Raw genomic sequence first — 13,027 nt, 5'->3', positions numbered from 1 at the left:
TTATGTATATAGATGCAGACACCGCACCCGATAGCCGAAACGATCATGCCATCAAGTTACATGGCCCCGAAGCGTTTGCTGGTATGCGCCTTGCTGGGCGCGCCGCAGCTGATGTTTTGGACATGCTGGTCGGTGAGGTGAAAGAAGGGGTGACAGCAGAGCGGATCGACACATTGGCGCGTGACTATATATTTGATCATGGCTGGATTCCCGCCTGTTTAGGTTACCGCGGTTATAATCACACAACGTGCATTTCATTGAACCATGTGGTTTGCCACGGCATACCGGGGCCGCGCCCGTTTCGCTTTGGTGATATTGCTAATATTGACGTGACTGTCATTGTGGATGGTTGGCATGGCGATCATTCACGCATGTACGCGATTGGTGAGGTGTCGCGTAAGGCACGTCGATTGATGGATGTAACTTGGGAGAGCCTGCAGCGCGGCATAGCGGCTGTCAAACCTGACGCAACATTGGGAGACATTGGTCATGCCATTCAAAGCTTTGTTGAAGGCCAAAGATGTTCTGTCGTGCGGGATTTTTGTGGACATGGCTTGGGTAAGGTTTTTCACGACAACCCCAATATCGTGCATTTTGGAAAGCCCGGCCAAGGCATAAAGCTTCGCCCAGGTATGTTTTTCACCATTGAGCCTATGGTCAATTTGGGCAAGCATTCGGTATCTATCCTGCCAGACGGTTGGACCGCCATCACACGCGACCGTTCATTGTCGGCCCAGTTTGAGCACTCAATTGGTGTGACTGAGGATGGTTGCGAGATTTTCACCCTATCCCCACTTGGTTTAGACACACCCCACACTCTGTCTGATTCATAATGAGGGCGCATGGGTATTAACAATACATCCACAACCCATCTTGAAGGCCACAGAACTAGACTACGTGATCGGTTTCTTCGGACTGGACCAGACAGTCTAGCTGATCATGAATTATTGGAACTCTTATTGTTCGGCGTCATCAAGCGGCAGGATACTAAAAAGTTAGCACGAAGTTTACTTGCACGATTTGGTTCCATCGCAAGAGTTCTTAAGGCTCCTTACCAGGAAATCCTAGGGGTTGATGGCGTAGGACAAGTTGTGGCTGTTCATCTCAAGGCCATTCATGCTCTCCAAATCCAGGCAGAACACAGCGAACTGGCAGGCAGACCACTGCTTGGATCTTGGTCTAGTGTATTGTCTTATCTCAAACTCAAGCTGTCTGGTGCAAAGCGTGAAGAGTTTCGCGTCTTGTTCCTTGATAAAAAACACTGCCTCATTCTTGATGAAAAAATGGGAGAGGGTACGATTGATCACGCCCCTGTCTATCCCCGCGAGATCGCAAGGCGCGCCCTCGAACTATCAGCTAGTATGGTTATCTTGTCACACAACCACCCCTCAGGCGACTCAACACCATCACCAGCAGATATTGCAATCACCCGCGACGTTATCAATGCACTAAAACCCCTTAACATTTCAGTAATTGATCATATAATTATTGGTGCAGATGATACACGAAGCCTTAAGGCGTTAGGGGTAATATAAAGTCAAGAAAATAAAATATAATAATAACAAGTCTTTTGTTTCGTATACGACTTTATATTATTAAGCAACATAAATAAAATAAAGTAAGTTCAAATACAAACTTACTATTGGGTATATACGAAATGAACTATAGCTCATTTTTGAACAAATCTAGGTCGAGTGGGGTGCGCAGTCTTGCTGCACTTGCCAAAACTGCATCCACAAGCCGTGTTCTCAATCTCAATGCAGTAGATCATGCAGCTTTACGAGCAAGCGATAAACTTCATACGCCTTTTTTTCAGGATACGCGCCTTAATCATTCGATTATAACCAAGCATCGGCCCAGACCCGATGAAGTTGAATTTTTCGACACCAGTGTCGCGGTTGCCACTAAAATTATTTTTCCCCTAGATGGTGCAGATCTGCGTCTTGGCGGTCGTTCGATCTTTGTCAATCAAATTGGCTATCTCAATGCGATGCAGGAGTTTTTGGGTAAGGATACGATTGAACTTGATCAAGATCTCCAAATTCTAGATCTTTTAGATCATTTGCCCTCGCTTGATCCTTTTTTGGTCAAAGAAGAATTAAAGCGAAATAGCTACTTCCCGTCCGACGATTATTTTGCAATTACACCTTATGACGCCATGCGGTTGGAAAAGTTTGCCTATGGAGAAATTCGTTCATTGGTGACTTTGGCTGTATCTGGTGGCCAAACCTATGGGGCTTCGGCAAGTACTGAATTAGTCAAGAAGATGAGTAATGCTATTCTTGCCACCAATGCGGATCATCGCCTAGCCCCTTTGCAAGCGACGCTCGGCCTTGAAGGTGAACAATTTCAGCGTGGGATTTTCAGTTGGAAAGGGTTTTTGTATTATAAGTGGCAATTAGCAGAAACACAGTCTGAAATGACGCGTGTGACCAAACAGATGTTGCAGATGAAAATTAGAAGTCGCATCGATGCCGCTACTCAAAAGCGGATCACCGACGTGAAAGTTGTTATTCGCGACAGGGTGCATGAATCTCTCAAGCGGGTCCGGCAAATCATGTCTCTCTATGATGAGGGCTTAGCCGGACTGACCAAGGATGGGAATGCGGGTGAATTTCGTAACTTCTTACTTGAAGCCCCAAATCTGTTCATTGAACTAGGCCATGCAATGGGTGTGATTTCTCACATTGTTTCTTATTGGCAACATCAATTCAAACCCACCCAAACAGAAATCGTTAATGTGGAAGAGTTTCTTGATTTGTTGAAAGAATTTGAACTAGGCTTAGCCCCACGTGATTATGAGTGGGAATAAGCGACTGCAATTGATATCATGATCCATCTATTGACGATCTTTCAAAATCACTTACACCAGACCCTCAATACCAAACCATTAATACCAGACCAACAATACTGGCACACAACGTTATTGATCAAAGGTGGGTAAGGTTTACCAAATCTCAATCTGCTAGTGGCTAAACATTTAAACCATGCAAGACCAATGGGAAATCACCTACAGAATTGTTTTGGCGGGGAGACCAAATGTCTGGCATTAGAAGTTTAGCAGCTCTCACATCGACGGCCTCAACCAGTCGCGTACTCAATTTGCATTTGGTTGCCTCGATGTTTGCTGATGATGCTTCACGCACCTCCGAACCATTCTTTTTCGACGCCTTGCTCAACCGTTCAATTGTGATCAAACATCGGCTTCGCAGTGATGAAACATATCTCTTAAGTGAAGACATTTCTGTGGGAACAAAAATCATGTTCCCCTTGGATCGCGAAGACTTAAAGGCTGGGGGGCGATCGATACTCGTGCATCAGCAAGGCTGGAAGGCAACTTTATGCGAGGTGCTAGGCGCCACTGAGACAGAACTCCAAAAGGACTTTGACATCCTTGAAATGCTTAACGACTTACCATCCCTCGACCCTTTTTTGGTGCGGGAGCAATTAAGAAGGCACCAACATTTTCCAGCAGACTGCTATTTTGCCATTTCACCTGCGGATAATGCCCGCATGCAATCGTTTACCAGCAAAGAAATGGCCCCCCTTATTGCAATGGCCTTTGGTAGCAAGGATGGTGCGATATCGCCTGACTTGGTCAAAAAACTAGCTGACGCCTTGTTGTCAACCAATGCTGATTCTCGGCTTGACCCATTACGCATGACTTTAGGGTTAGAGGGAGAAAAATTCACTCAAGGCATTTTTAGTTGGAAGGGATTTATCTATTATAAATGGCAATTTTCAGAAACCATTCATAGCTTAAACAAGATCAGCTCAGAAATGGATGCCATTAAGATTAAAGGGCGCATGGATAAAAACATTCGTGAAGAAATAGATGACCTCAAGAAAACCATCCGCGAAAGAATCCGTGATAGCGCTAAGGGCTGTCAACAGGTTTTGGCGCTCTATGATGATGCCTTTCGTGACCTCGTGGATAAAGGTAATACTGCGGCATTTCGGAAATTTCTGCTTGACGCGCCATTGCTCTTTGTTGAGCTAGGCCATTCAATGGGCATCATCTCCCACATTTCATCCTTTTGGAATTATCGCTTCAAAAATGAAAAAGAACCCAAGATCGATGTGATGGAATTTGTTGATATCTTACGTGAATTTGAAAGCGGTCTTGCCCCAAAGCGGGTTACAATGGTTTCTTGGTAGGCCACACTTAGCCATATTCAAAATGCGGGGGGTGTATCCGGCCTAATACAAATATAGGAAAGTCAAGTGAAAAATAGACTTGGCACTGTGAGATTGGTTTCGCCACTGCTGCAAAATTATCATGAGCTCTATCCTTTACGAATACCTGCTTACAATATTCCACAGATTGATTGATTCGAATACTACTTAACCTCATCTTGTGAAGCTGAGTGATAGATTCCAGCAAAACAAAGCTAAATTGGTCTGCTATTTCTATATTTTTTATTGGTAGTTAACTTGATAGGCACACTAAACGGAAAGCTTAATGTCATGGGGGTGGGCGTCTCTTGGCTTCGGCGACAACCCATCTACTCTCCTACTTTCATCATGTAACATAAAAGCCATAGGCTCAAAGCACATCAAGGCGAGGTTTAGGTTCGAGCCTTAAAGCGTTAGAGGGCCTAATTCCAAAGCTTATCCCCTTATTCAGGCGCTATGATGCGTGATATCCCCACCAAGCCAAGGGTTTGCGTTAGCAATGGAGGTCAAGTTATTCAATGGGATTTCAATGAAGTTATATCTGAGAATGTCATTATTACATAAGAAGGCTTTATTTCTAGAGGTTCAAATAATGGACTAAACGACATTTGCAACCATTTGAAGCCTCCAACCTCGTCTTGAAGTCCCACTACCACATTAGTGATCGCCTTACCTGTGCGGTGAACCTCACTTACGGGGCTATCATTGAATGGATAGGGTGAACCATCTTCATGTAAGCGCAGCCAACCAGCATCATCAAGCTTCATACCAATGAGCTTATCGTGACTTATGGCGAGAATTTTGCAGGCGCTAGGATTGGCTTGCACCACCATGCCAGCTCGGTCCTTGATTAATACCCCTTCTGTCATCGTCTCCAGAATAATTCTGGCCCGATCGGCATCTCGATAAAGACTTTCATGGGCAGACGCCAGCATGATCGCATCACGTGCTGACCGCATCATCTTCATCTGATTTACTACAAGCTGTGCTAATGCTTTCATCTGAACGATCTGTTGATCGGTGATGGAGCGCACGCGCACATCGATGGCGCACAGGGTTCCAAGCCTAAGCTCTGGTCCCACCACAAGGGGAAAACCAAAATAGGATCGAATATAGGGCGGTCCCACAACCAATGGATTTTTAGCAAATCTTGGGTCTTCCATTGCATTTTCGATCAGTAGGGGTCCATCATCTAAGATGGCATGGGCACAAAAGGCAGAATGACGGTCGGTCTCACATGCCTCCAATCCAAGTTTGGCTTTAAACCACTGGCGGTCTTGATCGACCAATGAAATCAATGCGATGGGAACATGTAATATACTAGATGCCAGCGCGACAAGCGCGTCCAAATCAGGATCAGGCAAGTTATCGAGTATCTCGAAATCCTGTAGTTCCGCCAAGCGTTGTTTTTCGTTAAACGGTATTGGAGCTGCCATCTTTCATCCCAATCATTGAGTTGAAAGATTTCATGAATTATTTAAAATAAAGTTATGGCGTTTACCTGAATTATTTACCTGATCAATTCATGCTCACAATAAAATTAGTACAATGATAGTTCAAAAATTGCAAATTTGTCTTTCAAATTAATTTCGATATGGCATGCTGGATTTAAGCATATCTAGACCAAGAGCACACCTAGTGGATGTATCTATCGAATTAGTCCGTTTCTTAGGCAGAACTGGCATATTAGATTCACCCACGAGTTAGGGCTAGGTCCTGTTTTTCCATCCCGACCATCATATTGTTTCTAGCGCTTAGCTTAGACAACAACCAGTTGCTTTTAACTTTGCCTCAAATACCCTCTGCCTTGCAACTTGGGCACGAAGATGTTTTGTTTGATTGCTGAGGTCAACCGACGATTTAAGCGATGAAAGATGATTGAATGTTAGATGATGAAGTGAACCGGCGCGCGCTCTTGGGTGCCAGCGTGACCCTATGTGCAGCTGCACATGCGCGATCAAGCTCGGCAGCCGAACACCAAGGTGAATCAAATCCTTCCTTTGAACAGATGATGCGCATTGAGGGTGGTGTCCGATTGGTATCCCAAAATGGCACCACCCTTGACATAATGTGTATGTCGGAAGGAACTTTCAGTGTCGTAAAATATCGCAGCAATTCAAACATTGATCGTGAAGGATTTTTTCTAAAAGCTAGAGCCGCCTCGGGGATCCATTTTGAAGGGGGTATATTGCGCAATGGCGATTGCGGGTTACATATAGATCCTGGCAAGGGCCTGTTGCATTTTTTCCGGCAAGGTAACCTCGTCTTGACCGATACAGGCACCTCCAAGCATGCTCAACATTTTTCATTTCCTTTTGCCTGCGATTTGTATGGCCTAGGTCAGTTCCGAGACGCTATTGCCAATTATCGCGACAAATCCCTTTATCTGGCTCATGCCAATATGGACGCTGTGAATAGCTTTTTGGTGAGCCCACATGGGATTGGTATCCTTTGGGATACCCATGCTGCCACACAATTCACCAGTCAAGGACGCCATCTTACCTTTACAAATGATGCGTCTTTGACGCGCTATCACCTATGCCTCGGCGGTCATATAGACGCAGTGATTGCCGCATATCGCCGGCTCACCGGAAAAGCACCCTTGCTTCCAAAGTGGGCTTATGGATTTTGGCAATCACAAGAACGATATAAAAGCCAACAAGAGCTAACAGATATAATCGATACTTACCGTGCCAAAAAACTGCCCATCGACGTCATGGTTCAAGATTGGCGATATTGGGGTGATGAAAGCCAATTCTCGGGCATGGTATGGGACAAGACGAATTTTCCCGATCCGAAGGGCATGTGCGATCACGTCCATTCCCATCATGCACATATCATTGCCTCAGTCTGGCCAGCCTTTGGCAAAGCAAGCGAGATCTATCAAGCGTTGGATCATGAAGGGCTACTGTTTAAAGGTACCCATTGGAGCGGCGGAAAGGTTCTTGATATCACCGCACCACGTGCACGTGAAATTTACTGGAGTTGGATCCAAAAAGGCCTCTTATCTGTTGGATTGGATGGATTATGGACGGATGGTTGTGAGCCTGAGTTCATGTCCACGGGCAACCGCTATGTGACGGCCAAATCCTATTTGGATAATGAAAAGTGCTTTGTTGGTAACATCTCTGACAATCTTATGACTTTTAGTTATTATCAGTCTAATTTGATTTATCATCAATCACGCCAAGCCTACGCCAATAAGCGACCGCTTATTCTTTCGCGCTCGGTCTATCCAGGCCAGCAGGCATTTAATGCCATTACATGGTCAGGTGACACTTTCGCAGGCTGGCAAACTTTGAATGATCAAATTGTCGCAGCTCAGCAGATGAGCCTTTCGGGCATTCCCTATTGGACTTGCGATATAGGGGGCTTTCTGGTCACGCACAGATTTCCAAACGGCCTGCAGGACAGTGCGTATCGAGAACTTTATGTGCGATGGTTCCAATTTGTGGCCTTTTTACCGATCTTCCGCGCCCATGGAACCCAGATTAGACGTGAGCTTTGGGCCATGGGTGAGGATGGCGATCCCCATTATGAAGCCTTAAAGAAAGCACTGAAACTACGATACAGCTTAATGCCCTATATTTATAGCCAAGCGGCACGCGTTACCTTTAACAATGAAACATTTTTACGCCCGCTGATTATGGACTTCAGCCACGATCCAAAGATTTCAGCCTATCCCAACCAATATATGTTCGGGAGGAATTTGCTTATCGCCGTTGTCAACCGCCCACTCGAAGCACCCCAGACCAATTATCAAGAATTCATTCCAAACTATGCGGTAGTGGGCATGCAGGGCCCCGCGGCAGAAGTTAGCTTCTTTGAAGGCGCACATTTCGAAAAACTGATCGAGACACGTGCGAGTGATGATTTGAAAATGAGTTGGTTTGGGGATTTACCCATTGACCTAAAGGGCAAGCCCTATAGCGCGCGGTGGAAAGGTCGTATCGTGGCGCAGGAGTCTGGGATACATCTTTTTAAAATCACAACACAGGGACTGATCAAATTTGTCATGGACGGCGTAACACGGGTAGTCAGCAAGGGGTCCGAAGCGGGCTTTGCAACCAAGGCGGATGGTGCTGTATCTTTTGCCGACCATGAAGGGGATGATGTTTATAGCTTTGAGATCAATTTAAAGGCAGGACAAGCCTATGCATTTGAGTTAACTCAAAGCCAACCCAAGCACGATATTGTCAGTCTTTGGGTTGAATGGGTTCGCCCGTCACATAAGGCTGAGCTGCAAACGAGCCCCAACAAGATGATCGAGGTTTATCTTCCACTTGGCAGTGGTTGGTATGACCTCAACTCGGGTCTTACTTATCAAGGCGGCCAAACACTTAAGTTACGTCCATCCATTCAAGACATGCCAGTTTTTGCCCAATTCGGTTCCATCATCCCCATGTCTTCGGGCATTGATTATGCCATGCAAACTCCCGATCAGATCGAATTACACATTTATACCGGCGCAGACGGGAACTTCACTCTTTATGACGACGAAGGTGATGGGCACAATTACGAGCAGGGTGCCTATCGTAATTGGAAAATCAGCTGGAATGAGGCCAAACAATATGTGACGTTTCATCAATGCGATACCACGTATCCAAGCGCTGCGAGAGAGATCAGTTTTACCATAATCAAGCATGATGCCCAATCCAATTCGATCATCAAAAAAGTGACCGTATCACCATCTAAAACAAGCATTATTGGCTTTTAGTTAGTTGAGAATGTGTGTTCACGTCTCCCTGGACTTGTTGACATATTTGGCGTTCCATACCACCCGTAGGCGGCTTTCGGCCGCGCCGATACCCATGAACATTTTGTATTGAGCATCATGGACAGAGGCTTGCGAAATCTGGCCATGCCAAAAGCATTGGCCACCTTGACCACTTTGGTCCACATTTCTGTTAGAATTGAACTTGCATCAGCTTTCAGGATTGCATGGAAAACTATCGCCCATCTGACGACATCACGGTGACCATTCATTCCATTGGAACCGAACAAACGCCCGTGATGGTTATTGATCATTTATGCGCTGAACCGGAGTTATTATTACGCGCAGCCGCACAGGCGCACTTTATTGATATTGGGCCAACCTATCCTGGTGTACGTGCTCCTTCACCATCTGGATACGGTGATTGGGTTCTTAAGCTTTTTGCTTCACAGCTTCGCGACCTCTACGGGGGTAATGCGCCTTGGGGTTTTGATTTATGTGCTTTTTCCTTGGTAACGACGCCACCAGCAGCACTAACCCCCTTACAATCCCTACCCCATTTCGATGGAGTTGAGGCGACCCGACTGGCTTTCTTACACTATTTATGTGAGGGAGAGCATGGCGGAACTTCATTTTATCGTCAGCGCGCGACGGGCTTTGAGCGCCTGAGTCCTGATAGACTCCATCCATATCTCCTTCACCTTAAGAAGGAAACAACCCCAAAGGAAAGACACAGTTATTTCATGGGTAGCAATGCGAGCTTTGAACGCATTGGTGGCGTTGAGGCGCAGTTCAATCGCGCAATCTTCTATCCTGGATCCCTATTGCATTCAGGCGATATCTTAGCGCCGCATCTTTTGAGCGAGAACGTTCGCACAGGGCGCTTGACGATCAACGGTTTCGTCGTACTCGAGCCGTTTTAGTCCCAGATGGTCCATTTTGGACAACAACCTCATTGCTCTTCCCAATTGCTGGTCGCAACCCCTCCCCTAACCGCGCAAGAATTGAAAACGGTCGAGTTGAGGCGATGTCGATGGGTAAGGTTGTCACTGAACGGGTAGCGGGCAAAAGCGCTCGATAAAAGCTGCGTGGGGCATGGCCTGTTGCGCCGCTTGGGCAATAGAGGCCTGCATGGCCTTGAGCGGTCCCATCAATTCAAAAGCATCGAGTTGTCGGGCGAATGGTTCGACTGTCTCCTGAATGAGACCTAGACCGTCAAAAAGGGTCAGCCAGCTTTCTGGTTTGAAAGATTCGGCTTCAAATTGTAATAGATGACCCGCAGCACGATAGGTATCCATTTTAAGGGCAAGACTATCTGGAATCTCCATATCGGCGCAATGGCACCAAAAAGGGGTGTCGCGCCGCTGGCTCGCTTTATAATGAAGGATGATGAAGTCACGGATATTCTCGGTTTCCAGCCGCATCCGGCGATTAGCCACTGCCTGCAAGCGCGGATCAAAATCGGTGTCGGGGAAATATTCCATCAAAGTTGACAAAGCGCGATGAACCAAATTGATGCTTGTCGATTCAAGTGGCTCAATAAAGCCTCCAGCTAAGCCAAGTGCTACACAATTTTTGTTCCAAAACCGCTTGCGATTGCCAGATACAAATCGCACGAAATTAGGCTCAGCCAGCGCATTCAATTCCATAGAACTTGTCAACCGATCGAGGGCGGCCTGATCCTCCAGAAAAGCACTGCAATAGACATAGCCGTTACCGACGCGATGTTGCAGCGGAATACGCCAAGTCCAGCCGGCCTCACATGCAGTGGCTTGGGTATAGGGTTCTAGATTTTTGTTGGCGTGAAGGCACCCCATAGCAACGGCCCTATCGCACGCCAGCCAATGCGACCAATCATCATAACCGGTGTTTAAAGCGCCCTCAATCAATATGCCATTAAAGCCAGAGCAATCGATGAACAAATCTTCCTCCAATCGCGCGCCATTATCAAACACCAAAGCGTCTATGTGTCCTTTTTCCGTTAGGGCCGCCCCGACAACCTTTCTATCTAATTGCTTCACATCGCGATCAAGCGCGTAGCGGCGCAGGCGCTTAGCATAAAGACCTGCATCAAAATGATAGGCATAGCCGAAATCAGATAAGGGTGAACGCGCATCTTTGACCGGCTGGGAAAAGCGGCATTGGCGTGCCAAGGTGATGGGCAAAGAAAAGGATTCCAATGATGCATTGAATCCGGCGTTGCGGGCTTGGGCCAGGCACTGGTGGAAATCAGCTTCCTTGAGGTCGACACCATAACGACCAAAAGGATGAAAGAACTTAGTTCCCGCTAGACGCCAATCAACAAACTCAATTCCCAGCTTAAACGTCCCCCCTGTGCTAACAATGAAATCAAGTTCGTCTAAGCCTAGCCAAGCATTAAAGTTGGCGATATTGGGAACGCTGGCCTCGCCAACGCCAATGGTCCCAATTTGGGAAGAATCGACGACCGTAATGTCGAACTTACGAAGGTGTTGAGCCTGATTCTCGCCGAATTTGGCCATGGCGGCCGCAGCCGACCAGCCAGCCGTTCCGCCGCCAAGAATTACGATCCGGCGTATCGGGGCGGCACTCATGTCGTTGCTTCGGCCATGGTTGCGACCGCACAATTTTTGGCGATAAACGCGCGGTGGCTGAGTGCACCCATGACCGCACGATCGATCCCCGTTTTCATGTTCCCAAACTCACGGTCAAGATCGTCGAGGGATATATCGTCAGCCGAAGGATGATAATATTGAGGTACCACGCCAAATCCGGCAAACATCGATAGCCAAGAGCTATATCGAAAAAAATCATTCGCCCCAGCTTGGATTCGCCCAGTGTGGCGAAATAATTCAATTTGTCCTGCCAAGCTATCGGGTAAGGCCATGGTCCGACAACGATCCCAGAAGGGCTGTCCCACACGTTTGTTCAAGGCATAGTGCAAGATAATGAAATCGCGTAAATGCTCTTGATGTTCGCGGTTGCGCCGGTTGACCTCTTTGCGCAAATACGGATTATCATGACGGGTAGGAAAGTTGTTGATCAGGCTCTGGATGCTGGTCTGAACCATGTAGATGCTGGTCGATTCTAGCGGTTCGAGGAAGCCCGAAGCGAGGCCAAGCGCAAAGACATTATGTGACCAGATATCGCGCCGCATGCCAGTAACGAAAGGGATCATACGCGGTTCGGCGATAGGTGGGCCTTCTAGATTGCGTGTGAGCTCAGTAATGGCTTGGTCTTCATCTAAATAGTCGCTACAAAAAACATATCCGTTGCCGACGCGATGTTGCAAAGGAATACGCCACTGCCATCCAGCTTCGCAGGCCAAAGAGCGCGTATAGGGCGCGGGATCTAAACGACTTTCACATGGCATGGCGACGGCCCGATCGCAGGGTAGCCAGTGACGCCAATCCTCATAGCCTGTTTTCAGCGTTTTCTCGATCAAAAGGCCTTGAAAACCGGTACAATCGATAAAGAAATCGCCCGCCAAGACCTGCCCACCTTCCAATAAAAGCTGGGTTACATCGCCTGTTTCACCATTCTGTTCGACCGCTTCAATTCTGGCATCGATATGGCGCACCCCATGGGTTTGTGACCAACTCTTTAGATAAGCAGCAACCAAGGCAGCGTCGAAATGATAGGCGTAATTGAACAGGAATTCACCGCGTTCGTCTTTGCGCGGCAAGGCAAAGCGATTTTTTTCGGCCAGTTGCGAGCCGAGGCAGTAAGCATCAATTGGCTGCGCACGCCCGCAATGATACAGTTTGGTCCACAAATGGTGAAACCCAACACCTAAGATTGGCACACCATGCTCGGCAAAGGGGTGAAAGAAATGGCTCCCCTCGCCGGCCCAACCGTCAAAACCAATGGCCAGTTTGAAAGTGGCGTTACAGCGCTTGATAAAGTCAATTTCATTAATCTTCAGGCTGTCAAGCCAAGGGCGAATGGACGGAACTGTGGCTTCGCCAACCCCGATTGTCCCAATCTGCGCCGAGTCGACAAGTGTGATTTTGGTATGTCGGTTGCTGGCGAACTTACGGGCCAAGGAAGCTGCCGCCATCCACCCTGCTGTACCTCCACCGACGATAATGATGGACTGCAGGCGTATGTCACTCATGATCGTGCTCCAACATTATAAATAGAGGGGGGCAGTTCATC

Annotated in this window: 9 protein-coding genes; 6 read left to right on the top strand and 3 right to left on the bottom strand. The window is 47.2% G+C overall.

The genetic code is table 11. From position 1 onward, the window contains the following. The first annotated feature begins 2 nt into the window (after positions 1–2). The 4 genes from map (at position 3) to PsB1_RS06210 (ending at position 4,158) form a co-directional block, all read left to right on the top strand. Entirely contained in the window at positions 3–833 is an 831-nt protein-coding gene (gene map, locus PsB1_RS06225; RefSeq protein ID WP_284359808.1) for a type I methionyl aminopeptidase, read from the top strand. Positions 834–842: 9 nt separating this feature from the next. Then, complete coding sequence (gene radC, locus PsB1_RS06220) at positions 843–1,535, top strand: RadC family protein (RefSeq protein WP_284359806.1); 693 nt, start codon at positions 843–845, stop codon at positions 1,533–1,535. A 122-nt stretch (positions 1,536–1,657) separates the two neighbouring features. After that, positions 1,658–2,812 carry a hypothetical protein gene (locus PsB1_RS06215; RefSeq protein WP_284359805.1) on the top strand — a complete coding sequence of 385 codons (1,155 nt, stop codon included), beginning with the start codon at positions 1,658–1,660 and terminating at the stop codon, positions 2,810–2,812. A gap of 227 nt (positions 2,813–3,039) precedes the next feature. Next, entirely contained in the window at positions 3,040–4,158 is a 1,119-nt protein-coding gene (locus tag PsB1_RS06210) for a hypothetical protein (protein ID WP_284359804.1), read from the top strand. A 533-nt stretch (positions 4,159–4,691) separates the two neighbouring features. Here PsB1_RS06210 and PsB1_RS06205 read toward each other — a convergent pair. Then, entirely contained in the window at positions 4,692–5,612 is a 921-nt protein-coding gene (locus PsB1_RS06205; protein ID WP_284359803.1) for a GAF domain-containing protein, read from the bottom strand. Positions 5,613–6,058: 446 nt separating this feature from the next. On the opposite strand from PsB1_RS06205, the gene PsB1_RS06200 reads away from it, so the two are divergent. Together PsB1_RS06200 and PsB1_RS06195 are read left to right on the top strand one after the other, a co-directional pair. Next, positions 6,059–8,893, top strand: a complete 2,835-nt coding sequence (locus PsB1_RS06200) for a TIM-barrel domain-containing protein (protein WP_284359801.1) — start codon at positions 6,059–6,061, stop codon at positions 8,891–8,893. A 224-nt stretch (positions 8,894–9,117) separates the two neighbouring features. Further along, positions 9,118–9,813: a DUF6445 family protein gene (locus PsB1_RS06195; protein WP_284359799.1), complete on the top strand. Its 696-nt coding sequence runs from the start codon at positions 9,118–9,120 to the stop codon at positions 9,811–9,813. A 123-nt stretch (positions 9,814–9,936) separates the two neighbouring features. On the opposite strand, the gene PsB1_RS06190 is transcribed toward PsB1_RS06195, so the two are convergent. Next, on the bottom strand, positions 9,937–11,463 hold the full coding sequence (locus tag PsB1_RS06190) for a tryptophan halogenase family protein (RefSeq protein WP_284359797.1): 1,527 nt from the start codon (positions 11,461–11,463) through the stop codon (positions 9,937–9,939). Next, positions 11,460–12,986 carry a tryptophan halogenase family protein gene (locus PsB1_RS06185; protein WP_284359796.1) on the bottom strand — a complete coding sequence of 509 codons (1,527 nt, stop codon included), beginning with the start codon at positions 12,984–12,986 and terminating at the stop codon, positions 11,460–11,462. Before PsB1_RS06185 ends, PsB1_RS06190 begins: the two co-directional genes overlap by 4 nt. Positions 12,987–13,027 lie beyond the last annotated feature (41 nt).

Source organism: Candidatus Phycosocius spiralis, assembly GCF_030158815.1.
Lineage (GTDB): Bacteria > Pseudomonadota > Alphaproteobacteria > Caulobacterales > Aquidulcibacteraceae > Aquidulcibacter > Aquidulcibacter spiralis.
Note: the sequence above shows the minus strand (reverse complement) of the source record. Positions and strands in the feature narration are given on the sequence as shown.